Consider the following 23957-nt stretch of genomic DNA (forward strand, 5'->3'; position numbering starts at 1 on the left):
ACCACAGTCCCCGGCCGTTTCCCGGCCCCGCCCGCTCGCCCCGGACACGCCGGGGCCGGACAGGCCGGGTCCGGCCGCCCGGATTCCCGCTCAGCCGTCGGAGGCCAGGAGCGAGAAATACGCGGCGAAGGAATCCGCCAGGCTCGCGAGAAGTTCCTTCCCCTTTTCCGCGGTGCCCAGCGACGGCCGGCCGATGACACCGGAATCCGTATAGGCGGACATTCCTGTGGTGAGCAGATGACGCCGGTCGTCCGAGACGTGGTCGGACGTTTCGTAACCGGGACGGAGAACCTCGGGAGAAGTGTGCAGAAGAAGGGACGTCTCGATTTCGCCCGCGTGCATGTCGGTCAGCAGCGATGTTTCGACTCCGGCGCGCACCCGCGCCGCCTCCCAGTCCTCGGGGGCGGGGAAGAGCGCCATCCGCTCACCGCGCGCGGAGGCCTCCTGGACGACGTTGCCCAGCACGTAGTTGCCGCCGTGCCCGTTGACCAGGACCAGGGTGTCGACGCCCGAGCGGCGCAGCGAGTCGGCGATGTCCCGCACCACCGCGTGCAGGGTCACGGAGGAGAGGGACACCGTCCCCGGCCAGGCCGCGTGCTCGTGCGAGCAGGAGACCGTCACCGGAGGCAGGAGGTGCACGGGGTGGGCGTCGGCGACCGCCCTCGCGATCGCGCAGGCGACCAGGGTGTCCGTCGCCAGGGGCAGGAAAGGACCGTGCTGTTCGTAACTCCCGACCGGAAGTACCGCGATCTGACGTGAGACGCCGGCTCCCCGCGTCCGTACATCCTCAGTAGTGTCCGCCGGCAACAGACCGTGCACCGGGCCGTATGCCGCCGACCGCTCGTGTGAACCACCCATATCCGTCACGGCCTTTCGTCTCTGCTTAGGAACTCGGGAATCATGACAGAAAAAATAGGCGTACTCGGCACGCAGCCTCAGCGGCGGACCGGTGTGGAACGCGTCGTGAATGCGCCGCTGCCCACCGTGTACGGGGCGTTCCAGGCGGTCGGTTACCTGGACCACGACCGCGGTGACGAACAGGTGGCCCTCGTCCACGGCGACCTGGGCGCGGACCGGGTGCTCACCCGGCTGCACTCGGAGTGCCTCACCGGCGACGCCTTCGGCTCCCAGCACTGCGAGTGCGGGGACCAGCTGGCCGCGGCGCTGCGCGCGGTCGTCGCCGAAGGCGCGGGCGTCGTCGTCTACTTGCGGGGCCACGAGGGCCGCGGCATCGGTCTGCTCGCCAAGCTGCGCGCGATGGCGCTGCAGGCGGAGGGCCTGGACACCGTGGAGGCGAACCTGGCGCTCGGGCTGCCGGTCGACGCCCGTGACTACGCCGTCGCCGCCGGGATGCTCAAGGACCTGGGTGTGCGGTCGGTGCGGCTGATGTCCAACAACCCGCGCAAGCGGGAGGCGCTGGTGCGGCACGGCGTGGCGGTCGAGGAGCAGGTGCCGCTGCTGATCGAGCCGTGCGAGAGCAACATCACCTACCTGCGCACCAAGCGGGAGCGGCTCGACCACCACCTGCCGCACCTGGACGCGGTGGCGCACCTGTCCTGACGCCCCGTCGGCCGGCGGACCGGCCACCGGGAGGAGTCATCCGGCGAGTGCCTCGTGCACCAGCCGTCTGAGGTCGCGGAAGACGGTGTGGGAGGACCTGGGCCGCACCTGCGTGTAGAACTGCACGGTCAGGTCGCGGCCGGGGTCGACCCAGAAGGTGGTGGTGGCCACCCCGCTCCAGCCGTAGGCGCCGAGGCCGGACGGTTCCCGGGTGCGCGACGGGTCGACGACCACGGAGACGCCGAGGCCGAACCCGACGCCCTCGTTGCCGGGGTCGTCGTGCGGGGGGACGCCCACGGTGCGCAGATCGGCGCCGCCCGGGAGGTGGTTGCGGGTCATCAGCCGGACCGTCTCCGGACGGAGCAGCCGCGTGCCGTCGAGTTCGCCGTCGCGGCGCAGCAGTTCCATGAAGCGGTGCATGTCATGGGCGGAGGCCACCATGCCGCCGCTGCCGGACAGGAAGCGGGGGCGGCCCCGCAGCGGCAGTCCGGCGATCGGTTCGATGCCGCCCGCGTCCGTCTCGCCGTACAGCTCCGCGAGCCGGTCCGCCTGCGCGTCGGTCACCTCGAACCCGGCGTCCGTCATGCCGAGCGGCCGGAAGACACGCTCGGCCAGATACGCGTCGAGGGGGCGCCCGGAGACGACCTCGACGATCCGGCCGAGCACGTTCGTGGCGACGGAGTAGTTCCACCGCGTGCCCGGGTCGAACAGCAACGGCAGGCCGGCGTACACGTCCGTCGTCCCGGCGAGGTCCGTGCCCGGCGCCACCGACGACTCCAGCCCGGCCGCGCGGTACAGCGCGTCGACCGGATGGGCGCGGTAGAAGGCGAACGTCAGTCCGGCGGTGTGCGTCATCAGGTGCCGTACCAGCAGCGGGCCGGACGCCGGACGCGTCCGCACCTCCTCGCCCGAGCCGTCCACGTACACGCGCGGCTCCGCGAACGCCGGGAGGTGCCGGCCCACCTCGTCGTCCAGGGACAGCAGCCCGTCCTCCACCAGCATCAGCGCGCCCACGGTGGTGACCGGCTTGGTCATGGAGTAGATCCGCCACAGGGTGTCGCTCTCCACCGGCAGTCCGGCCGCCACGTCCCGCGCCCCGTACGCCGTCAGATGCGCCACGCGCCCCGCACGGGCGACGGCCACCAGGAACCCGGGCATCTCCCCGTCGTCGACCCGGCGGGCCAGCTCCCGGTCCAGCCGTTCCAGCGCGCCCGCGTCCAGCCCGGCCTCGCCGGGGTCGGCCTCCTGCCGCAGTACCGCCATCGCACACCTCCGGGGAACGCCGGCCCGGTGCGGGCCGTTGATCGAAGCATGACCCAGGACGCAGAACAGAACGCACTGCTCGCCCTGCTCTCCGAGGGGCACGACGGGGTGCTCGTCACGCTGAAACGCGACGGACGGCCCCAGCTGTCCAACGTCATGCACGCCTACTACCCCGACGAGCGGATCATCCGCGTCTCCCTCACCGAGGACCGGGCGAAGACCCGCAACCTGCGGCGCGACCCCCGGGCGTCCTACCACGTCACCACCCCGGACCGCTGGGCCTACACGGTGGCCGAGGGCACCGCCGAGCTGACGCCGGTCGCCGGGCAGCCGTACGACGAGACGGTGGAGGAGCTGATCCGGCTGTACCGGGACGTCAACGGCGAGCACGAGGACTGGGAGGGGTACCGGGCGGCGATGGTCCGCGACCGCCGGCTGGTGCTGCGGCTGCGCGTCGAACGGGCGTACGGCATCCCGCGCCGCGGCGCCGGGGCGTAGGCGCCGGGGCCCAAGGGGAGTGTCCGGCGCCCGCCCGCGGTGTCGCGCGCAGGCCGCCGGACGCCCCCGAGCCGGGCAGGCTCCGGCGCGCCCGGTCGCTCAGGCGCCGACGTACTGCGCGAGGTGCTCGCCGGTCAGCGTGGAGCGGGCGGCGACCAGCTCGGCCGGGGTGCCCTCGAAGACGACCCGTCCGCCGTCGTGGCCGGCGCCGGGGCCCAGGTCGATGATCCAGTCGGCGTGCGCCATGACGGCCTGGTGGTGCTCGATGACGATCACCGACTTGCCGGAGTCGACCAGCCGGTCCAGCAGCCGGAGGAGCTGCTCGACGTCGGCGAGGTGCAGACCGGTGGTCGGCTCGTCGAGCACGTACACCCCGCCCTTCTCGCCCATGTGCGTGGCGAGCTTGAGGCGCTGGCGTTCACCGCCGGAGAGGGTGGTGAGCGGCTGGCCGAGGGTGAGGTAGCCGAGCCCGACGTCCGCCATCCGCTGCACGATCCTGTGGGCGGCCGGCAGCCGCGCCTCGCCCTCGCGGAAGAACTCCTCCGCGTCGGTCACCGACATCCCGAGCACCTCGCTGATGTCGCGGCCGCCGAAGCGGTACTCCAGCACCGACGCGTCGAACCGCTTGCCGCCACAGTCCTCGCAGGTGGTGGAGACGCCGGCCATCATGCCCAGGTCGGTGAAGACGACCCCGGCGCCGTTGCAGGTGGGGCAGGCGCCCTCGGAGTTGGCGCTGAACAGCGCGGGCTTCACGCCGTTGGCCTTGGCGAACGCCTTGCGGATCGGCTCGAGGAGTCCGGTGTAGGTGGCGGGGTTGCTGCGCCGGGAGCCGCGGATCGGGGTCTGGTCGACCGCGATCACGCCCTGGTCGGACGGGATCGAGCGGTGCACCAGGGAGCTCTTGCCGGAACCGGCCACGCCGGTGACCACGGTGAGCACGCCGAGCGGGATGTCGACGTCGACGTTCCGCAGGTTGTTCGCCGTGGCGCCGCGGATCTCCAGGGCGCCGGCGGGCTCGCGGACGGTGTCCTTGAGCGAGGCGCGGTCGTCGAGGTGGCGGCCGGTGATCGTGCCGCTGGCCCGCAGCCCTTCGACGGTGCCTTCGAAACAGACCGTGCCGCCCTCGGTGCCGGCGCCGGGACCCAGGTCGACGACGTGGTCGGCGATCGCGATGGCCTCCGGCTTGTGCTCGACCACGAGCACCGTGTTGCCCTTGTCGCGCAGCCGCAGCAGCAGGTCGTTCATCCGCTGGATGTCGTGCGGGTGCAGCCCGATGGTGGGCTCGTCGAAGACGTACGTGACGTCGGTGAGCGACGAGCCGAGGTGCCGGATCATCTTGACCCGCTGCGCCTCACCGCCGGACAGGGTGCCCGACGGCCGGTCCAGCGAGAGATAGCCCAGGCCGATCTCCACGAACGAGTCGAGGGTGTGCTGCAGCGCGGTGAGCAGCGGCGCCACGGACGGCTCGTCGAGGCCGCGCACCCACGCGGCCAGGTCCCTGATCTCCATGGCACAGGCGTCGGCGATGCTGATGCCCTCGATCTTCGAGGAGCGGGCGCCCTCGGTGAGCCGGGTGCCGTCGCACTCGGGGCAGTCGGTGAAGGTGACCGCCCGGTCCACGAAGGCCCGGATGTGCGGCTGCATCGCCTCACGGTCCTTGCTGAGCATCGACTTCTGCAGCTTGGGGATCAGCCCCTCGTAGGTGAGGTTGACCCCGCCGACCTTCACCTTGGTGGGCTCGCGGTACAGGAAGTCGTGGAGCTCCTTCTCGGTGTACTTCCGGATCGGCTTGTCCGGGTCGAAGAAGCCCGACTCGGCGATGACCCGCACCACCCAGCCGCCGCCGGTGTAGGTGGGGATGGTGAAGGGATCCTCGCTCAGCGACTTGGAGTCGTCGTAGAGCTGGGTGAGGTCGATGTCGGTGACGGTGCCGCGGCCCTCGCAGCGGGTGCACATGCCGCCGGTCCGGGAGAACGTCACCTTCTCCGTCCTGGTCTTCTCGGCGCCGCGGTCGACGGTGAAGCCGCCGCTCGCCGACACCGAGGCCACGTTGAAGGAGAACGCCCCGGGCGGGCCGAAGTAGGGCTTGCCGAGCCGGCTGAAGAGGATGCGCAGCATCGCGTTGGCGTCGGTGGCGGTGCCGACCGTGGAGCGCGGGTCGGAGCCCATCCGCTGCTGGTCGACGGTGATCGCCGTGGTGAGGCCCTCGAGCACGTCGACCTCGGGACGGGCCAGCGTGGGCATGAACCCCTGCACGAAGGCGCTGTACGTCTCGTTGATCATCCGCTGCGACTCGGCGGCGATGGTGTCGAAGACCAGCGAGCTCTTGCCCGAGCCGGACACGCCGGTGAACACGGTCAGGCGGCGCTTGGGCAGCTCGACGCTGACGTCCTTGAGGTTGTTCTCGCGCGCCCCGTGCACGCGGATCAGGTCGTGGCTGTCGGCGATGTGACCGCCCGGCCGCTGCGGGCCCGTGCTCGTGACCATGGTCGTGGTTCTCCATCCGTCGGGCGGGGCCGTCGTCGCGGTCCCCGCCGGCGTTCCCCGGCTCGTCCCGGCCGGCGGCGAGGTGTGTCCGGCCGGCTCGTGGCGGCGCGTCCACGGCCGTGGTCCACAGCCGGCCCGGCGGGTCCCCCGCCCCGGGCGCCGCGCGCCACCGACAGCCTAGGCGGACGGCCCCCGCCTGTGCTTCTCGATTCCTGATCGGTCGCTGGCACGCCACCGACACGCCTCCGGAGACGGCGACGGCGCGTCCCGCCGGGCCGGAAGAGGCCGGCGGGACGCGCCGTGGCGGTCGGGCGGTCAGCCCTGTGCGGGTGCGGGCGGCCGGGTGTTCCACTCCGCGATCACCGGGGAGCCGTGCTCCAGGGACAGCCGGCTCAGGGTGCCCGTCTCCAGGCGGAACAGGCGGCCGTCGGACGGGGGGAGGCCCAGACGGCGGGCGGTGAGGACCCGCAGCAGATGACCGTGGCCGACCAGCATCACGTCCCCCCGCTCCAGGGCCCCGGCGACCCGGGCCAGCACCCGGTCGGCGCGGGCACCGACCTGCTCCGGGGACTCGCCGGGGGACCTCTCGCCGGGCGGCACCCCGTCGGTCCACAGGTCCCAGTCCGGCCGGGTGGCGCGGATGTCCGCGGTGGTCACGCCCTCGTACCCGCCGTAGTCCCACTCGCGCAGGTCCGGCTCCGGCTCGGCGCCGGCCAGGCCCGCCAACTCGGCGGTGCGGCGGGCGCGGACCAGCGGGCTGACGAGGACCAGGGCGAAGGCACGGTCCGTCAGCAGCGGGGCCAGGGACCTAGCCTGGGCATCGCCGGCGGGCGTCATCGGCAGGTCGGTGCCGCCGGTGTGACGGCCCGACCTGCTCCACTCCGTCTCGCCGTGCCGCGCCAGCAGCAGGTCCCCCACGGGCCTCATGCCTTCTTCGCGGACTCGACGGCGTGGCCGCCGAACTGTTTGCGCAGCGCGGCGATCATCTTCATCTGCGGGGAGTCCTCCTGCCGGGAGGCGAAACGCGCGAACAACGATGCCGTGATCGCGGGCAGCGGCACGGCGTTGTCGATGGCCGCCTCCACCGTCCAGCGGCCCTCGCCCGAGTCCTCGGCGTAGCCGCGCAGGCGGTGGAGGTGCTCGTCCTCGTCGAGGGCGTCGACGGCCAGGTCGAGCAGCCAGGAGCGGATGACGGTGCCGTCCCGCCAGGAGCGGAACACCTCACGGACGTCCGTCACCGAGTCGACCTTCTCCAGCAGCTCCCAGCCCTCGGCGTAGGCCTGCATCATGGCGTACTCGATGCCGTTGTGGACCATCTTCGCGAAGTGCCCGGCGCCGACCTTGCCCGCGTGGACGTACCCGTACGGGCCGTCCGGTTTGAGGGCGCGGAAGATCGGCTGGAGCCGTTCCACGTGCTCCTCGTCGCCGCCGACCATCAGGGCGTAGCCGTGCTCCAGGCCCCAGACGCCGCCGGAGACGCCCACGTCGACGAAGCCGATGCCCCGGGCGCCCAGCTCCTTGGCGTGCTTCTCGTCGTCCGTCCAGCGGGAGTTGCCGCCGTCCACGACGGTGTCCCCGGGCTTGAGCAGGCTGCCGAGCTGGTCGACGACGTGCTGGGTGGCGGCCCCGGCCGGGACCATCACCCACACCGCGCGCGGCCCTTCGAGCTGGTCGACCAGGTCGGACAGGTGCGGCACGTCGGACACTTCGGGATTGGTGTCGAAGCCGATGACGGTGTGGCCGGCGTTGCGGAGACGCTGGCGCATGTTGCCGCCCATCTTGCCGAGACCAACAAGACCGATCTGCATGTCAGTTCACTTCCTGCGTTCGCGGTAGGCGGCCACCAGCGCGGCCGTGGACGGGTCGAGGCCGGGGACGTCGGCTCCCTCGGTGAGCGCGGGCTCCACGCGCTTGGCGAGCACCTTGCCGAGTTCGACGCCCCACTGGTCGAAGGAGTCGATGTTCCAGATGGCGCCCTGCACGAACACCTTGTGCTCGTAGAGGGCGACCAGCTGGCCCAGCACCGACGGGGTCAGCGCGGTGGCCAGGATCGTGGTGGTGGGGTGGTCGCCCCGGAAGGTGCGGTGCGGCACCTGCTCCTCGGGCACGCCCTCGGCGCGCACCTCCTCGGCGGTCTTGCCGAACGCGAGCGCCTGCCCCTGCGCGAGCAGGTTGGCCATCAGCAGGTCGTGCTGCGCCTTCAGCCCGTCGCTCAGCTCCGCGACGGGGCGGGCGAAGCCGATCAGGTCGGCGGGGATCAGCTTGGTGCCCTGGTGGATCAACTGGTAATAGGCGTGCTGCCCGTTGGTGCCCGGCGTGCCCCACACGACCGGTCCCGTCTGCCAGGTCACGGGGTGACCCTGGCGGTCCACCGACTTGCCGTTGGACTCCATGTCGAGCTGCTGGAGGTAGGCGGTGAACTTCGACAGGTAGTGCGAGTACGGCAGCACCGCGTGCGACTGCGCGTCGTGGAAGTTGTTGTACCAGACCCCCAGCAGGCCGATCAGCAGCGGTGCGTTGGCCTCCGCCGGGGCGGTGCGGAAGTGCTCGTCGACGATCCGGAAGCCGTCCAGCATCTCCCGGAACCGGTCCGGACCGATCGCGATCATCAGCGACAGCCCGATCGCCGAGTCGTACGAGTACCGCCCGCCGACCCAGTCCCAGAACTCGAACATGTTCGCCGTGTCGATCCCGAACCCGGCGACCTTCTCCGCGTTCGTCGACACGGCGACGAAGTGCCGCGCCACCGCCTCCTCGTCACCGAGCCCTTCAAGAAGCCAGGCGCGGGCGGACGTGGCGTTGGTGACCGTCTCGATCGTGGTGAACGTCTTCGACGCCACGACGAACAGCGTCTCCGCCGGATCCAGGTCCCGGATCGCCTCGTGGAGGTCGGCGCCGTCGACGTTGGAGACGAAACGGAACGTCAGGTCCCGTGCGGTGTGGGCGCGCAGCGCCTCGTAGGCCATCGCCGGGCCCAGGTCCGAGCCCCCGATGCCGATGTTGACGACGTTGCGGATGCGCCGGCCCGTGTGGCCGGTCCACTCCCCGGAGCGGACCCGGTCCGCGAAGTCGGCCATCCGGTCCAGCACCGCGTGCACGGCCGGGACGACGTTCTCCCCGTCGACCTCGATCACCGCGTCCCTGGGCGCCCGCAGGGCGGTGTGCAGCACCGCGCGGTCCTCGGTGGTGTTGATCCGCTCCCCGCGGAACATCGCGTCCCGCAGCCCGAACACGTCCGCCGCCGCGGCCAGTTCACGCAACAGCCGCAGCGTCTCGTCGGTGACCGGATGCTTGGAGTAGTCGATGCGCAGGTCGCCGACGTGCACGACGTACCGCTGCGTGCGGGACGGGTCGGCGTCGAACAGCTCGCGCAGGGCCGGGACGCCCTGCGCGCGGTGCTGTTCCAGGGCGGCCCACTCGGGGCGGCGGGTCGGTTCGGGGACGTCAGACATGGGCGGGGGTCTCCTCGGTGGCCTCGCCGCGCAGGGCGACGGCGTACATCTCGTCCGCGTCGAGGCGCCTGAGCTCCTCGGCGATGAGTTCGGAGGTGGAGCGGACCTTCAGGGCCAGTCGGCGCGCGGGCTGGCCGGGCAGGGTGAGCGTGGCCAGGGGGCCCTCGGGGCGGTCGATGACGATCTCGCCGTCCTCGGTGCCCAGCCGGACCGCCGTGACCACCGGGCCCGCGGTCACCACCCGCTCGACGGGGACCCGCAGCCGGGCCTCCAGCCAGCGCGCCAGCAGCTCCGCGGCCGGGTTCTCCGCCTCCGCCTCGACGGTCGCGGAGGTGACGGCGCCCCGGGCCTGGTCGAGGGCGGCGGCCAGCATGGAGCGCCACAGGGTCAGCCGGGTCCAGGCGAGGTCGGTGTCGCCGGGCGCGTAGGCGCGCTGCCGGGCGCGCAGGGTCTCCATCGGGTTCTCGACCGTGTACAGGTCGGTGATCCGGCGCTGGCCCAGTGCGCCGAGCGGGTCGCGGGAGGGGTTCTCGGGAGCGTCGGCCGGCCACCACACCACCACCGGGGCGTCCGGCAGCAGCAGCGGCAGCACCACCGAGTCGGCGTGCTCGGACACCTCGCCGTAGGTGCGCAGCACCACCGTCTCCCCGGTGCCGGACTCCGAGCCCACCCGTACCTCGGCGTCGAGCCGGGACCGGGTGCGTTCGCGCGGGTTGCGGGCGTGCCGCTTGATGACGACCAGGGTGCGCGCGGGGTGCTCGTGCGAGGCCTCCTCGGCCGCCTTGATCGCGTCGTAGGCGTTCTCCTCGTCCGTGACGATCACCATCGTCAGGACCATGCCCACGGCCGGGGTGCCGATGGCCCGGCGGCCCTGCACCAGCGCCTTGTTGATCTTGCTTGCCGTGGTGTCGGTCAGGTCGATCTTCATGGCCTGCGCCAGCTCCGTCCGTCTCGTGCGAGCATCTCGTCGGCTTCCGCGGGTCCCCAGCTGCCCGATGTGTACTGCGCGGGCCTGCCGTGCGACGCCCAGTACTCCTCGATCGGGTCGAGGATCCTCCAGGACTCCTCCACTTCCTGGTGACGGGGGAACAGGTTGGCGTCTCCCAGGAGGACGTCCAGGATGAGCCGTTCGTAGGCCTCCGGGCTGGACTCGGTGAACGACTCGCCGTAGGCGAAGTCCATCGTCACGTCCCGCAGCTCCATGGAGGTCCCGGGCACCTTGGAGCCGAACCGCACCGTCATGCCCTCGTCCGGCTGGACGCGGATCACGATGGCGTTCTGGCCGAGCTCCTCGGTGGCCGTGGTGTCGAAGGGGGAGTGCGGCGCCCGCTGCAAGATCACCGCGATCTCGGTGACCCGGCGGCCCAGGCGCTTGCCGGTGCGCAGGTAGAACGGCACGCCCGCCCAGCGGCGGTTGTCCACCCCGAGTTTGATCGCCGCGTAGGTGTCGGTGATGGAGGACGGGTCGATGCCCTCCTCCTCGAGGTAGCCGCGCACCTTCGCGCCGCCCTGCCAGGCGGCCGCGTACTGCCCGCGCACCGTGTGCAGGCCCAGGTCCTCGGGCAGCCGCACGGCCCGGAACACCTTCAGCTTCTCGGTCAGCAGCGACGCCGCGTCGAAGGAGGCGGGCTCCTCCATGGCGGTGAGCGCCATGAGCTGGAGGAGGTGGTTCTGGATGACGTCGCGGGCGGCGCCGATGCCGTCGTAGTAGCCGGCCCGGCCGCCGATGCCGATGTCCTCGGCCATGGTGATCTGCACGTGGTCCACGAAGGACCGGTTCCAGATCGGTTCGAACATCTGGTTGGCGAAGCGCAGCGCCAGGATGTTCTGGACGGTCTCCTTGCCCAGGTAGTGGTCGATCCGGAAGACCTGCTCCGGGTCGAACACCTCGTGCACGATCGCGTTGAGCTCCTGTGCGGACGCCAGGTCGTGCCCGAACGGCTTCTCGATCACCGCGCGCCGCCAGGAGCCCTCGGGCGCGTCGGCCAGACCGTGCTTCCTGAGCTGCTGCACCACCTTGGGGAAGAACCTCGGCGGCACGGAGAGGTAGAAGGCGTAGTTGCCGCTGGTGCCCCGGGAGGCGTCCAGCTCGTCGACCGCCTCGCGCAGCTGGTCGAAGGCGTGGTCGTCGTCGAAGTCACCGGGCACGAACCGCATGCCCTCCGACAACTGCTGCCAGACCTCCTCGCGGAACGGGGTGCGCGCGTGCTCCTTGACCGCGTCGTGCACCACCTGCGCGAAGTCCTGGTTCTCCCAGTCGCGGCGGGCGAAGCCCACGAGGGAGAAGCCCGGCGGCAGCAGCCCCCGGTTGGCGAGGTCGTACACGGCCGGCATCAGCTTCCTGCGGGACAGGTCGCCGGTCACCCCGAAGATGACCAGACCGGACGGACCCGCGATCCGGGGCAGCCGGCGGTCCCGGGGGTCGCGCAGCGGGTTGGGCCAGCCGGACGGGGGCGCGGTGAGGGCGGTGACGGCGTCCGCCCGCTCCTCCCGCGCCGCCTCGGGGGCGTCCACCGCCGGTTCGGTGGTCTCGTCGGTCATTCCGCGTCAACTCCCTCGCTGTCGGACGCCGTCGCCGCCGCCTGGCGCGGCCACGGCCCGGCGTCCACGAACCTCGCCCTGCCCGGGTTCCCCGGCTGCCGCGCCCTCACGTCGTACGTGTTCCCGGCCGTCGCGGAGCGGTCCTCCCTCTCCAGGGTGTCCTCGTCCGCGGGGTCCTTCACCCCGGCGCACCCCCGTGGCGGCGGCTGTGCGCCTGCTCCGGACACTCCGGGCGGATCGAACACTCTGTCGCACAGGGTGCGGACCACGCTGATCGCCTTCTCTCTCGCGCTCGCGTCAACCGCGCCCGGCGTCCGCCGATTCCGGGTGGCCGGTCGTGCCGGTCCGCCGTGCGGGTGCTCGTCTCCGCGGCGTCCTCGATCCGGGCGGAAGGACCTCCGCAACGCGTTCACAAGCAAAAGTCTGACTTATCCGCACGAAGGTTCCGGTGTGCGCCCGCGGCGAAAGGAAGGCGCTGGGCACACCCGCCCGGCGGCCCCCGACGGATGTGTGACGGCCCGGGGAGGCGTGACGGGCGGATTCCCCCACAGGGGTGACGGCGGCACCCGGACGGCGGGCGGGGCGACGGCGGCGGAATGAGACCCTTCCCTTCCCGGTCGAGCGTCGAGCGTCGAGCGTCGAGTGTCGAGCGGAGAGTCTGCGGGGTCGGCAGGTCCACCGCTCCTCCCGGGGCGCCGAGTACCGCGGAACCGTCCTGGCCATGCCGCCCGGCTTCCTGCCCCGCGCCCCCACCGAGGCCACCGCCCCCCACCGCTGCGGCGACCGCCGCTGATACGCCCTGCCCCGCCCCGGCCCGCCGCACTCCGCGCCGCGTCGGACCAGCGGCGCGGTGAGCGCGAGGACGCCGTCACCCCGCCGCTGAGCCCGCACACGGCCGTGCCGCGCCACTCGTCGGGCCGGCGGGCCGCCCGCCGCCGGCCACGGCGTCAGCGCGTACGCCGACGCTCTCGGTCGCTCCCGGCGGGCCTTGCCCGCGTGGTGCGTGCCGTCACCGGGGAGACGCCTCAGGCGTTCACGACGGGCGGATGGTGCTGGAGACCGAGCGGCTCCTCGCGCACGGCAGCGCACGGCAGCGCACGGACACCGCCCCGGCCCCGTTCCGCGCGCAGCGCCGCTGAACGTCCGGGGTGAACACCGACGAGGGCTCCGCGCGGGGTGCGCGGAGCCCTCGTCGCCGGCCGGGGACCGGTGTGGGGGGTGGGGTCGGCGGGCCAGGAGGCGGTCAGCACCTGGACGTAGTCCACGAGCATCGAGTGGCCGGGCTCGGTGCCCGCGTCGGGGCCGCCGCCGAACGCGTCGGGGAAGCCGCCGCCCATCGCCACGTTGAGGATGACGAAGAAGCCGTGGTCCGTGGCGTTCGACCAGGTCGCCGCGTCGACCTGGCCCTCCCGGACGGTGTGGAAGGCGTCGCCGTCGAGGGAGAAGCGGATCTCCTCGACGTCCGAGGAGCGGTCCCACTCCATCCGGTAGGTGTGGAAACCGGCCTGACAGGCCGTGCCCCGGCAGGTGGTCTCACCGCCGATGCCGCTGGTCTCGTTGCACGGGCCGCCCGGCGAGGTGCCGCAGTGCATCGTGGCGAACACCGTGTCCCTGCCCTGGGTGTTCTCCATGATGTCCAGCTCGCCGACGGCGGGCCGGTTCCAGTGGTCGCCCCGGTAGGGGGCGCCGAGCATCCAGAACGCGGGCCAGTAGCCCTTGGCGGCGTCGCCGGTGACGTTCGGCACCCGGATGCGGGCCTCGACCCGCAGCTTGCCCCCGGCCGGGGGCTGGAAGTCGTCGCGGTCGGTCTCGATGCGGCCCGACGTCCAGTGGCCGGCGTCGTCGCGCCGAGGGGTGATGCGCAGGGTGCCGTCGCCGTCGAGCGAGACGTTGTCCGGACTGGACGTCATCGTCTCGATCTCGCCGGTGCCCCAGTTGGCGGGGCCGCCGGGGTAGCCGGTGCCGGTGGCGTACCGCCAGTCGCCGGTGTCGACCCCGCTGCCCTCGGGGCCGTCGAAGTCGTCGGCGAAGACCTGGGTCCACCCCGACGGCGGGAGCGGCACGGAGGCGCCGGCGGAGGGGCCGGTGAGGGCGAGGGCGCCCGCCCCGAGCGCCAGTGCGCCCGCGAGGGCGACGAGCGTGTGCCTGAGCCGCCGCCGTTCGCGGGGTGGGGGGGATCGGGGGGTGCCGGAGGTGACGTTCATGTGGGGGGGATGACCTCTCGGTGCTGATGGTGGCGGGGGTGTGTGCCCTGAGAGTCCGGAACTGCTCGTGAGAGCGCTCTCACGGTCGCGCCAATGTGCTCCGGGGGCTCTCCGGCGTCAAGAGGTGTAACCGTGAAAGTGTTTGCCATGCAGGGGAGTTCACCTTTCGGATGGGCGCGAACGGGGAAACCGGGCCGGGGTGGACGAAAGGCGCGTGGTGCCCGGGGTCGGCCCCGCGCGCCAGGCGAGGGAGAGCGGGGCCCGCGGAGTCCCGGGCCGCCGGGCGTGAGGGGCGGGCGGGGCGCGAGTAGGGTCGGGGGCGGGCCGTGACTGCGGGAAGGTGTGGATGTGAGGCTGACGATCCTGGGCGGTGGTGGCTTCCGGGTGCCGCTGGTGTACGGGGCGCTGCTCGCGGACCGTGCCGAGGGGCGGGTGACCCGGGTCGTGCTGCACGACGTGGACGCCGGGCGGCTGCGGGCGATCTCCCGGGTGCTGGCCGAGCAGGCCGCCGGGGTGCCCGACGCGCCCGAGGTGACCGCCACCACCGACCTCGACGAGGCACTGCGCGGCGCGGACTTCGTCTTCTCCGCGATCCGTGTCGGCGGCCTGGAGGGCAGGGCGAACGACGAGCGGGTGGCCCTCGCCGAGGGCGTGCTCGGCCAGGAGACCGTCGGTGCCGGCGGCATCGCCTACGGCCTGCGCACCGTCCCCGTCGCCGTCGACATCGCCCGCCGGGTGGCCCGCCTCGCCCCCGACGCCTGGGTCATCAACTTCACCAACCCGGCGGGCCTGGTCACCGAGGCCATGTCCGCCCACCTCGGCGACCGCGTCATCGGCATCTGCGACTCACCGGTCGGCCTCGGCCGCCGTATCGCCCGGGTGCTCGGCGCACGTCCGCAGGAGGCCTGGATCGACTACGTCGGCCTCAACCACCTCGGCTGGGTGCGCGGCCTGCGCGTGGCGGGCCGGGACCGACTGCCGCGGCTGCTCGGCGACTCCGCGCTGCTCGGTTCGTTCGAGGAGGGCCGGCTCTTCGGCGCGGACTGGCTGCGCTCGCTGGGCGCGATCCCCAACGAGTACCTGCACTACTACTACTTCAACCGCGAGGCCGTGCGCGCCTACCGGCAGGCGCACAAGACCCGTGGGGCCTTCCTGCGCGACCAGCAGGAGGGCTTCTACGCCGGGACGGCCGACCCGGACGTCTCCGCCCTGGAGTTGTGGGACCGCACCCGCGCCGAACGGGAGGCCACCTACATGAGCGAGAACCGGGAGGCGGCCGGCGCGGGTGAACGCGAGGCGGACGACCTGTCCGGCGGCTACGAGAAGGTGGCGCTCGCGCTGATGCGGGCGATCGCCCGGGACGAACGCACCACCCTGATCCTCAACGTCCGCAACCACGGCACCCTTTCACCGCTGGACGACGACGCCGTGATCGAAGTGCCCTGCCTGGTGGACGCCAACGGGGCGCACCCCGTCGCCGTCGACCCGCTGCCCGGCCACGCCGTCGGCCTCGTCTGCGCCGTGAAGGCCGTGGAACGCGAGGTGCTGACCGCCGCCCGGTCGGGGTCCCGCGCCACCGCCGTCAAGGCCTTCGCCCTGCACCCGCTGGTGGACTCGGTGAGCGTGGCCCGCCGTCTGGTCGACGCCTACACGGCCGTCCACCCCGGACTCGCCTACCTCGGCTGACAAGAGGCGAGCCGGCCTCGGGCCGGTCGGTCGCCCCCCGTGACAGCGGCCGACCGACCCGAGCTCCCCCCGGTCCCCCGTGCTCCCCCCCGGCGGCTTCCCCAGTCGCCGTTCACCATCAAGAGCCCGCGCGCCGGGGCCTGATACACCCTGGCGGAAATTTTTTTCGAGGAATTCTCGGGAGACCGCCGGCCGCCACCTGCCTCTGCGGCGGAGAGCCGGCCGCTAGTGCAGCGCTCCTGACGCCGTCCGCGGTTCGACGGGCGTCACCGGCGCCGGCAGCGCGTCCGGCGAGCCGGTGGTCGCGGGCGAGCCGGTCCGCTGCCGCGGCAGGGTCACCGGGAGCAGCGGGCGCGGACCGGACACCACCGTGTAGTCCTGGCCCAGGAACGGCGGGGTGATCTCGCCCGGGTCGTCGCCCAGCGCCAGCCGCACCGCGGCCCAGGGCGCGTTCACCCCGCACAGCGAGAGCTGGTGCAGCCCGCCCGCGGGCCGGGTGTTGACGTCCATCAGCACCGGGCGGTCGCCGAGCATCCGGAACTGGATGTTCGACAGGTGGTGCAGACCGAAACCCTCGGCGATCCGCCGGGCCGGCTCCAGCCACTGCTCGTGCAGCGTGAAGCCGCGCCTCCGGCCGTGCTTGGTGCGTCCGACGGCCAGCCGGACGCGGTTGTCCGTGCCGGTCAGGCAGTCCACGGACACCTCGGGCTGCTCCAGGCGCGGCATCACCAGCCAGTCGACCGGCTCGCCGGCCCGCCGCAGGGCCTCCAGCACCAGGCCGAGGGGGACCTGTGGGCCGGGGAAGCCGCTCAGCTGGGACAGCGAGAAGGAGTCGCGGGTGATCACCCGGAAGCCGACCCCGCCCGCGCCGGACGCGGGCTTGAAGCACGCCCGGTACCCGAGACGCTCCAACTCCTCGACGGCCGCGACGAGTTCGTCGGCGTCACGGACCCGCCACCACGGCGGCACCGGCACGCCGACCGACTCGACCGCCTGATAGGCGACCACCTTGTCCTCGAACACCGCCACCGCCTCGGGCGGCGGCGCCAGCAGCGCGGTCCCGGCCGACTCGAACTCGGCGCGGTGCGCGACGATCGCCGCCTGGTGCAGCCGGGGCACGAACACGTCGATCCCGCGCCGCGCGCACTGGGTGAGCGCGTACTCGACGTACGCCGCCGGGGACAGGTCCTGCGGCTCCAGTTCGGCGGTGTCGGCCGCGGCGAGCACGGGGGAGTCGGGGTCGCCGTGGGTGGCGTGGATCTCGACGGCCCGGTCGCTGGGATTTCGCCGCAGCTGATCCATGAAGAACACGTTCTCCGCGTACGTGCGGTTGAGCCAGACGCGTACGCGAGAGACCATGCAGGCCGCCTTCCAACGGTGTGCGGGCAGGGCTCGGAGGCCCGTGCCCGGGCATGACGTAGGGAGTTGTCACCGAACCGCCGTACGGGGGACACGTGTTCATGGCGGTGGTGTCGGGCAGATCATACGACCAAGAAGGGACGTCCTGATACCACGCCCGGGTGATGGTCCGCGGTTGTTCCGGCGGGACGGATGTGATCTCGTGGTGAGGTCCGGCGGCGGCTGAAGGAGCGACGGGGATGGTGACGGGTGGAGGCGGCCCTCAGGTGTGGGCCATCAGCGATCTGCACATCGGCTATGCCGAGAACCGCGACCTGGTCGAGGGCATGCGGCCCGAGTCGGCCGAGGACTGGCTGCTGGTGGCCGGCGACGTCGCGGAGACGGTGGAGGACGTCCGCTGGGCCCTCAAGACCCTCGCCGGCCGCTTCGCCCGCGTCGTCTGGGCGCCCGGCAACCACGAACTGTGGACCCACCCGAGGGACGCCGTCACCCTGCGCGGCGTCGCCCGCTACGAGCATCTGGTCGAGCAGTGCCGTGACCTCGGCGTGCTCACCCCCGAGGACCCGTACCCGGTGTGGGAGGGCCCCGGCGGCCCGGTGGCGGTCGCACCGCTCTTCCTCCTCTACGACTACTCGTTCCTCCCCTCCGGCTGCACCACCAAGGAGGAGGGCCTGGAGTACGCGCACGGCACCGGGGTGGTCTGCACCGACGAGAGCCTGCTGCACCCCGACCCGTACCCGACCCGGGAGGACTGGTGCCGGGCCCGCGTCGCCGAGACCGAACGGCGGCTCGCGGAACTCCCCGAGGACCTGCCCCTGATCCCCGTCACGCACTGGCCGCTGCACCGCCATCCGACCGAGGTGCTGTGGTACCCGGAGTTCGCCATGTGGTGCGGCACCGTGCTGACCGACGACTGGCACCGCAGGTACCCCGTCCACACCTCGGTCTACGGTCATCTGCACATCCCCCGGACGACCTGGCAGGACGGCGTCCGCTTCGAGGAGGTCTCGGTGGGCTACCCGCGTGAGTGGCGCAAACGGCCGGAACCGCCGGGGCGGCTGCGCCGGATACTGCCCGCGGAGGAGCCGGCCCGGTGATCGAGGACCTGCTCCCGCCGACGGTGGCAGCCGTCGAGGCCTACGGCGACGAGGGCGTGGACGCCCCGCTGTTCCCCGAGGAGGAGGCCATCCTCACCCGCGCGGTCCTGAAGCGCCGCCGCGAGTTCACCGCCGTACGCTCCTGTGCCCGGCGCGCCATGGAAAAGCTCGGCGTACCCGCGCGGCCCGTCGTCCCCGGAGAGCGCGGCGCCCCGGTCTGGCCCGCCGGAGTGACCGGCAGCATGACCCACTGCGAGGGCTACCACGCCGCCGCACTGGTCCGCGCCGACGACCTGGCGTCCGTCGGCATCGACGCCGAGAGGCACGGCCCGCTCCCCGAGGGCGTGCTGCCCGCCGTCTCCCTGCCGCAGGAGGCGGAGCGGATCAGCCGCCTGCTCGCGGAACGCCCGGACGTCCACTGGGACCGCCTGCTGTTCAGCGCCAAGGAGTCCGTCTACAAGGCGTGGTTCCCGCTCACCCGGAAGTGGCTGGACTTCTCGGAGGCGGACATCACGCTCCACCCCGACGGTACCTTCCACGCGACCCTCCTGGTCCCCGGCCCCGTCGTCTCAGGCCGCCGCCTCGACCACTTCACCGGCCACTGGACCACCGGGGCCGGCCTGCTCACCACGGCGGTGACCGTCCCGCACGCCTGATCACGACGACTCCCACTGCCCTACGGTCGGGTCGCCGGGGCCACCGGCCCCCGGGAGGCCGCCCCGGGCGCGACACGCGAGGAAGGAAGCGTGCCGCGCCCAGGAGGCGACTACCCCTCGGAACGCCAGTCCCTGACCATCCGGAAGAACGACTCCTCGTTCCCCGCCAGCCCCGCCCGCTCCAACGCCGTCTCCGTCTCCGCGAGAACGGAAGGCGGGACGACCGGCAGCACGTCCGGCCCCGGAGGGCCGCACCGGTCGTCGTCGAAGACGGCCCGCACCGTGTGCAGCAGTCTGAGATAGGCCTGGACGGCGGTGCGCTCGCGGTCGGTCAGTACGGCGGTGGGCATCGCTCGGCTCTCCCCGTGTCGTGGTCGTGGGTCCCACGCCCCCGCCCGAACGGGGGCGTGTCACCAGCTTGCCGCCCGCCACTGACAATCGGCCCGAGTCACCGCCCCGGCCGCGCGCCGCACACCCCGCGACCCGCCCCGCGATCCGCGGCTCAGTGGCCTCAGCCTCAGCTCTGCGGCCCCAGATACCCCAGCGACGCCCCGATCCGCCCCGCCAGGTGATCCCGCTGCACCGGCCCGCGCAGCGACGAACCGGCGAGGTACGTCCGGCACTTGCTGGCCAGCAGCAGCCCGAATGTCTCGGCCTCCTTCTCCTCCGCGAGGTCGAACCGGGTGCGCGCGGCGACCCGCAGCACGGTCGCCCGCAGGACGTCGTCGTCGAGGGAGGCGCCCCATAAACGGGTCGTGACCTCCGCGCCCGCCACGTGGTGACCGCGGTGACCGGCCTTCATGTGCCACAGCTCGTGGCCCAGGATCACCAACTGGTGGTCCGGCGCCGTGCGCTCCTCGACCACGACGAGGTCCTGGTCCGCCATGTCCAGCCACAGCCCGCTCGCCGTGCCCGGCGGAAAGGCCGCCGCGCGGAACAGCACCGGCCGTCCCCGGCGCCGGCTCATCGCCTCGCACAGGGCGGCGTAGAGATCGGCGGGCCGCGCCGGGACGGGAAGCGTCAGCTCCGTGACCAACTCTCCGCACAGGCGGCGCATTTCCCTACCGATGCCCACAGTTCTCCCCGGGTCACGACTTGGGCCGCTGGACGCTCTCCAGGAGCATGTCCAGCCACTCCGCGACCTTGTCGCGGTGCTGGTCGGTGGGCAGCTGAGCGGCCCGCCAGGCGATGCCCCGCACCCCGTGGTCCTGGAGCAGCCGCTCCAGCGGGTCCTCGGTCGCCGTGACCGACTCCCGCTCCGCGAGCTTCTGCAGCAGCTCCTGCTCGGTGTGCTGGAGGGCGCTCGCCAGCGCCTCCGGGTCCTCGGCGGTGAGAAAACCGGCGTGCACCCGGAAGAACCGCTGGAGGGCGTCGCAGTGCTCCATGGTGGGCCGCCGGTCACCGTTGATCAGCGCGCCGGCCTGCTGCCGGGACATGCCCGCCCCGTCGGCGATCTCCTGCTGCGTGTACTTGCGTCCGTTCGGCTTCAGCCGCGTACGGCGCAGCAGGTCCAGCCGCTGCAGGAAGCGTGCCTGCACATCGGGCTCGCCCGCGGGCCGCCCGCTCAGCAGCGCCTTGACCACGGGCTCCGGGACTCCGGACGCCACGGACAGCCGGCCCACGTCGAAGACCTCGCTGTGCGCCACGCCGAGCCGGTCGGCGAGTGCGGTGACGCGGGCCACGACGGAGGGCAGCGCGTTCGTCGGCGCGGCGCCCGGACCCTCGAAGCCACCCGTCACCGAAAGATCTCCTACGTCTCTCACAGGCTTCTCACAAGCGATTGCCGTGAACCTCACGGAGACTAGCCGGTGAAGCGAACTTCCATCCAGGTGTCGCCACAACTGTGGCCAATTTCAGCCGTCAACCGTGGCGGAATGCCACGATAGTTGACATGCCGCGCCTCCGGGCAGCAGGATCGGCACGCCGCGTCAGGGCCGCACAGGCAAGAGGGGTGACCTCCCGATGGCATATCAGGCAGGAGGGCGGCGGCCGGCACCGCGGCCCGGCCCCGGGACTCCCGAGGCCCAGGCCTATCTGCAGGACTACGCCGTCCTGCTGGACGCCGTTCCCTTCCCGTCGCTGGTCGTGGACCACCGATGGGACGTACTGCTCACCAACGGTGCTTTCCGGACACTTTTCCAGGGTGTCGAGCCGCATCCGACGGCCCACCCCGGCGCCAGCTTCCTCCGCTTCGTGCTGTTCCACCCGGACGCCGCCACGGTGCTCGGCGACCACGAGGCGAGCTGGTGTCTGCCCATGCTGGCGGACTTCGCCGCGACCGTCGAGCGGCACGCCCACGACCCCGTGCTGCACGCCGTGCGGCGGGACATCGCCCAGGACCCCATCATGGACGCCGCCTACCGGCACGGTCTGCCGCACTGGCTGCGCGCGGTGGGGGAGCGGGCCGCCGAACACGACGGCTCCGTAAGGCCGTTGCTTCATCCGGATCCGCGCTGGGGCGCCACGGAGTGCCGTCTGTTGGTGGAGACCACCTCCGTCCTCGAGGAGACGGAGTGCCGCCGGGTGACATTCGTCCTGCGGGAGACGCCCCGGGCCGCCGCCCGGGACCGCGCCGCCCGCCGCGCCGCCTCCCACCTGCGCGTGGTCCCCACCGGCGACTGAACCCCGGCACGACTGCCCGTTCTCCCCGAGCGTCAGGCCCGGCCGGCGACGTCCACCTGACCGACGATCCGGTCGTCGAGAACCACCCGCGGGGCGTCTGCGCGGCGGCTCCCGTGTCCCGAGCGGCTTGCGCCGTCGCCGTGACGGCCATGGCCGTCACCGTCTGGGGTCCCGTCGGGTCGCGGGCGTCGTCAGCGGACGCCGAGCCCGGCGTCGTCGACCCCGGGCCTGCCCTCGGCCGTGAGGACCTTGTTCAGCGGCTTCAGGTCGTAGATGCCGTTCAGGTCCGGCTTCTCCAGCAGGCCGGCCGACACCGCGTGCGCCGCCTGGGCGTCGAGGGTGGAGGCCAGCGGGTCGTCGAGGAAGGTGATGGACTCCCACGCCGGGTTCAGGACCTCGGCCGGCAGGGCCTTGCCGGACAGTTTCTCCAGCGCCTTGTTCGCGGACTCCTTCGCCTCGTCGGGGTTGTCGTTGATCCATTCGTTGGTCCTCACCGAGCCGCGCAGCACGGCCTCGACGACGTCCGGGTGCTCCTCGAGGAAGCTCTGCGACACGATGATGTTGGTGATCACGAACTTCTTGTCCGGCCAGGTCTCGGACTCGTCGAGCAGCACCTTCGCGCCCTCCGCGACCAGCTTGGACGCGGTGGGCTCGGGCACCCAGGCGCCGTCGACGGAGCCGGACCTGTAGGCGTCCGGGGTGATCTTGTTGTCCGTGCGCACCACGGACACGTCACCCTTGCCGCTCTGGGCGTCGACCTTCCAGCCCCTCTCGGCGATCCAGTGCAGGAACGCCACGTCCTGGGTGTTGCCGAGCTGCGGGGTGGCGATCCTCTTGCCCTTGAGGTCGTCCAAGGTCTTGATCGTGTCCGGGTCCACCACGAGCTTCACGCCGCCGGAGGCCGAACCGCTGATGATGCGCAGGTTCTTGCCGCCCGACCTGGTGTAGCCGTTGATGGAGGGGGAGGGGCCGATCCAGCCGATGTCGATGGATCCGGCGTTCAGCGCCTCGATCTCGGAGGGCCCGGCGTTGAACGTCGACGCCTTGATCCGGGTGCCGCCCAACTCCTTCTGGAGCAGGCCCTCCTGGACGCCGACCAGGGCGGTGGCGTGCGTGAGGTTCGGGAAGTAGCCGATCCTCACCTCGGGGGCGGAGAGCTTCTCCGCGTCCGGGGCGGCCTCCGCCCGCGGGGCGTCGTCCTCGGCGTCGGAACCGTAGCCGCAGGCGGTGAGCAGGAGCGGGAGGGCCGCCATGGCGGCGACGGTGCGCAGGATGGTGAGCGGTCGTGCGGCAGACACGGAGGTGTCCTCTCGGGAAAGGGCGTTCGGGACGAAGCCGGCGTACGGGCGTGGCTCAGGGGTGTGCGCTCGCGTGGCCGTCGGGCCGGCCTCGCGGGACGGGAGGGGCCGTGAATCGGTGCGCGGGTGCGGTGAGGTGGGCGGGCGGAGGCGCGCCGCCGGCCGCGGATGCGGCCCGGCGAGGCCTCAGGCCGGCTGACAGATGGCGCTGGACGTGCGACCGAAGTCGATGTGGCGGCGCGAAGTCAGCAGGGGGCGCGCGGCGTCGTCGTGCGGACGCGCGGTCATGGCCGCCCCCTGAAGATCCCTAGTTTTCCTACCTGGATGCTAGGGATCGTGGCAGAAGGCAGCCCTTGCCCCAAGAGGCGGATCACATGATGGACGTCACTCGCTCACATTGTGAGAAACCCCTGCCAGGAGGGTGGAGTCAGGGATTCACCCAGGCCGTCGGAGTGTCCGCCAACGCGGCCACCTCGGCGGGGAGTTGCGAGGACGCCACATCGGCGAGGGACACGCCCTCCAGGATCTGGCGCACGTTCGACCGCAGCGCGATCCACAGCGGCAGCAGCGACTCGGCGGGCCCCGAGTAGGACAGCTCCGGCGGGCGGACGCCGCGCACCGACACCAGCGGGCCCTCCACGACGCGGATGACGTCGGCGATGCTGATCGAGTCGGCGGGCTTCGCCAGCCGGTACCCGCCGTTCCCGCCGCGCCGGCTCACCACGAGGCCGCCCCGCCGCATGTCGTTGAGGATGCTCTCCAGGAACTTGTGCGGGATGTCCTGCGCGTCGGCGATCGCCTCGGCCTTGAGCGGCCCGTCGTCCTTGGACGACGCGAGTTGCAGCGCGGCGCGTACCGCGTAGTCCGCCCTGGCTGAGATCCGCATGCGGTCATTATCCCGTACGGTCTGTGCCGCTCTCCCCTCGTGGCCGGGGCGCGAAGCCGGTGGTCAGTCCGGTGCCTGCACGGCGTGGAGGCCGCCCGCCGAGGTGGCGGGGGGAGGCCGGCGGCAGGGCGCGGCCCCGGTCTCGGGCAGCCGCGACCGGGGCCGCGCGCCGAGATGTCCGCCGGCCCCGCCGGCCGCCAGGGCCGGCCCGGTCACGGCGCACGGCGACGGCTCCGCGCGCCCGGTCGGCCGGGCCGCACCGTGGGAACGGAGGCGGCGCACCACCCGGCCGGGCGGGACACCTCGTGAGCGGAGGGGCGCCCCGCCCGGCCGTACGGCCGGGGTCGC

At 72.6% G+C, this 23957-nt stretch carries 22 protein-coding genes; 6 read left to right on the forward strand and 16 right to left on the reverse strand.

What is annotated here, in order from left to right:
* Positions 1–90: 90 nt before the first annotated feature.
* Entirely contained in the window at positions 91–858 is a 768-nt protein-coding gene (locus ACWH4W_RS17950) for a creatininase family protein (RefSeq protein WP_473076734.1), read from the reverse strand.
* A gap of 42 nt (positions 859–900) precedes the next feature.
* Here ACWH4W_RS17950 and ribA point away from each other — a divergent pair, with 42 nt between their 5' ends.
* Entirely contained in the window at positions 901–1560 is a 660-nt protein-coding gene (gene ribA, locus ACWH4W_RS17955) for a GTP cyclohydrolase II (protein WP_473076735.1), read from the forward strand.
* Between the two features lie 36 nt (positions 1561–1596).
* On the opposite strand, the gene ACWH4W_RS17960 is transcribed toward ribA, so the two are convergent.
* Positions 1597–2823 carry a serine hydrolase domain-containing protein gene (locus tag ACWH4W_RS17960; protein WP_473076736.1) on the reverse strand — a complete coding sequence of 409 codons (1227 nt, stop codon included), beginning with the start codon at positions 2821–2823 and terminating at the stop codon, positions 1597–1599.
* Between the two features lie 48 nt (positions 2824–2871).
* On the opposite strand from ACWH4W_RS17960, the gene ACWH4W_RS17965 reads away from it, so the two are divergent.
* The gene (locus ACWH4W_RS17965) at positions 2872–3321 is read left to right on the forward strand and encodes a PPOX class F420-dependent oxidoreductase (RefSeq protein WP_473076737.1); all 450 of its coding nucleotides are present in this window, start codon (positions 2872–2874) and stop codon (positions 3319–3321) included.
* A gap of 99 nt (positions 3322–3420) precedes the next feature.
* On the opposite strand, the gene ACWH4W_RS17970 is transcribed toward ACWH4W_RS17965, so the two are convergent.
* From ACWH4W_RS17970 to ACWH4W_RS18005, 8 genes are all read right to left on the reverse strand, one after another.
* Positions 3421–5808 (reverse strand): ATP-binding cassette domain-containing protein, encoded by a 2388-nt coding sequence (locus tag ACWH4W_RS17970; RefSeq protein ID WP_473076738.1) that lies wholly within the window; start codon positions 5806–5808, stop codon positions 3421–3423.
* 315 nt (positions 5809–6123) lie between these two features.
* Positions 6124–6726, reverse strand: coding sequence for a histidine phosphatase family protein (locus ACWH4W_RS17975; RefSeq protein ID WP_473077534.1), 603 nt, complete (start codon positions 6724–6726; stop codon positions 6124–6126).
* Positions 6727–6731: 5 nt separating this feature from the next.
* On the reverse strand, positions 6732–7616 hold the full coding sequence (gene gnd / locus ACWH4W_RS17980; protein WP_473076739.1) for a phosphogluconate dehydrogenase (NAD(+)-dependent, decarboxylating): 885 nt from the start codon (positions 7614–7616) through the stop codon (positions 6732–6734).
* Positions 7617–7622: 6 nt separating this feature from the next.
* Positions 7623–9260, reverse strand: a complete 1638-nt coding sequence (gene pgi / locus ACWH4W_RS17985) for a glucose-6-phosphate isomerase (RefSeq protein WP_473076740.1) — start codon at positions 9258–9260, stop codon at positions 7623–7625.
* Positions 9253–10188, reverse strand: coding sequence for a glucose-6-phosphate dehydrogenase assembly protein OpcA (gene opcA / locus ACWH4W_RS17990; RefSeq protein WP_473076741.1), 936 nt, complete (start codon positions 10186–10188; stop codon positions 9253–9255). The genes pgi and opcA overlap by 8 nt, the downstream gene beginning before the upstream one ends.
* Positions 10185–11801: a glucose-6-phosphate dehydrogenase gene (gene zwf, locus ACWH4W_RS17995; RefSeq protein WP_473076742.1), complete on the reverse strand. Its 1617-nt coding sequence runs from the start codon at positions 11799–11801 to the stop codon at positions 10185–10187. Before zwf ends, opcA begins: the two co-directional genes overlap by 4 nt.
* Positions 11798–11983, reverse strand: a complete 186-nt coding sequence (locus tag ACWH4W_RS18000) for a hypothetical protein (RefSeq protein WP_473076743.1) — start codon at positions 11981–11983, stop codon at positions 11798–11800. The genes zwf and ACWH4W_RS18000 overlap by 4 nt, the downstream gene beginning before the upstream one ends.
* Before the next feature lie 843 nt (positions 11984–12826).
* Positions 12827–14005 (reverse strand): glycoside hydrolase family 16 protein, encoded by a 1179-nt coding sequence (locus ACWH4W_RS18005; protein ID WP_473076744.1) that lies wholly within the window; start codon positions 14003–14005, stop codon positions 12827–12829.
* 348 nt (positions 14006–14353) lie between these two features.
* On the opposite strand from ACWH4W_RS18005, the gene ACWH4W_RS18010 reads away from it, so the two are divergent.
* A complete protein-coding gene (locus ACWH4W_RS18010; RefSeq protein WP_473076745.1) occupies positions 14354–15691 on the forward strand; it encodes a 6-phospho-beta-glucosidase in 1338 nt (445 codons plus the stop codon).
* 225 nt (positions 15692–15916) lie between these two features.
* Here the strand turns inward: ACWH4W_RS18010 and ACWH4W_RS18015 are convergent, their stop codons facing one another.
* The gene (locus ACWH4W_RS18015) at positions 15917–17050 is read right to left on the reverse strand and encodes an ATP-grasp domain-containing protein (RefSeq protein ID WP_473076746.1); all 1134 of its coding nucleotides are present in this window, start codon (positions 17048–17050) and stop codon (positions 15917–15919) included.
* 239 nt (positions 17051–17289) lie between these two features.
* On the opposite strand from ACWH4W_RS18015, the gene ACWH4W_RS18020 reads away from it, so the two are divergent.
* Positions 17290–18147 carry a metallophosphoesterase family protein gene (locus ACWH4W_RS18020; RefSeq protein ID WP_473076747.1) on the forward strand — a complete coding sequence of 286 codons (858 nt, stop codon included), beginning with the start codon at positions 17290–17292 and terminating at the stop codon, positions 18145–18147.
* On the forward strand, positions 18144–18803 hold the full coding sequence (locus ACWH4W_RS18025) for a 4'-phosphopantetheinyl transferase family protein (protein WP_473076748.1): 660 nt from the start codon (positions 18144–18146) through the stop codon (positions 18801–18803). Before ACWH4W_RS18020 ends, ACWH4W_RS18025 begins: the two co-directional genes overlap by 4 nt.
* 110 nt (positions 18804–18913) lie before the next feature.
* Here the strand turns inward: ACWH4W_RS18025 and ACWH4W_RS18030 are convergent, their stop codons facing one another.
* From ACWH4W_RS18030 to ACWH4W_RS18040, 3 genes are all read right to left on the reverse strand, one after another.
* Positions 18914–19153 carry a hypothetical protein gene (locus tag ACWH4W_RS18030; protein WP_473076749.1) on the reverse strand — a complete coding sequence of 80 codons (240 nt, stop codon included), beginning with the start codon at positions 19151–19153 and terminating at the stop codon, positions 18914–18916.
* Positions 19154–19320: 167 nt separating this feature from the next.
* Positions 19321–19860, reverse strand: a complete 540-nt coding sequence (locus ACWH4W_RS18035; protein ID WP_106411419.1) for a toxin-antitoxin system, toxin component — start codon at positions 19858–19860, stop codon at positions 19321–19323.
* A 31-nt stretch (positions 19861–19891) separates the two neighbouring features.
* Positions 19892–20542, reverse strand: a complete 651-nt coding sequence (locus tag ACWH4W_RS18040; RefSeq protein ID WP_473076750.1) for a helix-turn-helix domain-containing protein — start codon at positions 20540–20542, stop codon at positions 19892–19894.
* Positions 20543–20765: 223 nt separating this feature from the next.
* Between ACWH4W_RS18040 and ACWH4W_RS18045 the strand changes: the two genes are divergently transcribed.
* On the forward strand, positions 20766–21425 hold the full coding sequence (locus tag ACWH4W_RS18045; protein ID WP_473076751.1) for an MmyB family transcriptional regulator: 660 nt from the start codon (positions 20766–20768) through the stop codon (positions 21423–21425).
* A gap of 191 nt (positions 21426–21616) precedes the next feature.
* On the opposite strand, the gene ACWH4W_RS18050 is transcribed toward ACWH4W_RS18045, so the two are convergent.
* Positions 21617–22723, reverse strand: a complete 1107-nt coding sequence (locus ACWH4W_RS18050) for an aliphatic sulfonate ABC transporter substrate-binding protein (RefSeq protein WP_473076752.1) — start codon at positions 22721–22723, stop codon at positions 21617–21619.
* Between the two features lie 427 nt (positions 22724–23150).
* Positions 23151–23609, reverse strand: coding sequence for an RrF2 family transcriptional regulator (locus ACWH4W_RS18055; RefSeq protein WP_473076753.1), 459 nt, complete (start codon positions 23607–23609; stop codon positions 23151–23153).
* Positions 23610–23957: the final 348 nt, after the last annotated feature.

The sequence above is a fragment of the Streptomyces sp. DSM 120436 genome (assembly GCF_055778765.1).

Coding starts and splice junctions, on each gene's coding strand:
- ACWH4W_RS17950 (WP_473076734.1), bottom strand. CDS start 858: ATGGGTGGTTCACACGAGCGGTCGGCGGCATACGGCCCGGTGCACGGT.
- ribA (WP_473076735.1), top strand. CDS start 901: ATGACAGAAAAAATAGGCGTACTCGGCACGCAGCCTCAGCGGCGGACC.
- ACWH4W_RS17960 (WP_473076736.1), bottom strand. CDS start 2,823: ATGGCGGTACTGCGGCAGGAGGCCGACCCCGGCGAGGCCGGGCTGGAC.
- ACWH4W_RS17965 (WP_473076737.1), top strand. CDS start 2,872: ATGACCCAGGACGCAGAACAGAACGCACTGCTCGCCCTGCTCTCCGAG.
- ACWH4W_RS17970 (WP_473076738.1), bottom strand. CDS start 5,808: ATGGTCACGAGCACGGGCCCGCAGCGGCCGGGCGGTCACATCGCCGAC.
- gnd (WP_473076739.1), bottom strand. CDS start 7,616: ATGCAGATCGGTCTTGTTGGTCTCGGCAAGATGGGCGGCAACATGCGC.
- pgi (WP_473076740.1), bottom strand. CDS start 9,260: ATGTCTGACGTCCCCGAACCGACCCGCCGCCCCGAGTGGGCCGCCCTG.
- opcA (WP_473076741.1), bottom strand. CDS start 10,188: ATGAAGATCGACCTGACCGACACCACGGCAAGCAAGATCAACAAGGCG.
- zwf (WP_473076742.1), bottom strand. CDS start 11,801: ATGACCGACGAGACCACCGAACCGGCGGTGGACGCCCCCGAGGCGGCG.
- ACWH4W_RS18005 (WP_473076744.1), bottom strand. CDS start 14,005: ATGAACGTCACCTCCGGCACCCCCCGATCCCCCCCACCCCGCGAACGG.
- ACWH4W_RS18015 (WP_473076746.1), bottom strand. CDS start 17,050: ATGGTCTCTCGCGTACGCGTCTGGCTCAACCGCACGTACGCGGAGAAC.
- ACWH4W_RS18020 (WP_473076747.1), top strand. CDS start 17,290: ATGGTGACGGGTGGAGGCGGCCCTCAGGTGTGGGCCATCAGCGATCTG.
- ACWH4W_RS18030 (WP_473076749.1), bottom strand. CDS start 19,153: ATGCCCACCGCCGTACTGACCGACCGCGAGCGCACCGCCGTCCAGGCC.
- ACWH4W_RS18035 (WP_106411419.1), bottom strand. CDS start 19,860: ATGCGCCGCCTGTGCGGAGAGTTGGTCACGGAGCTGACGCTTCCCGTC.
- ACWH4W_RS18045 (WP_473076751.1), top strand. CDS start 20,766: ATGGCATATCAGGCAGGAGGGCGGCGGCCGGCACCGCGGCCCGGCCCC.
- ACWH4W_RS18055 (WP_473076753.1), bottom strand. CDS start 23,609: ATGCGGATCTCAGCCAGGGCGGACTACGCGGTACGCGCCGCGCTGCAA.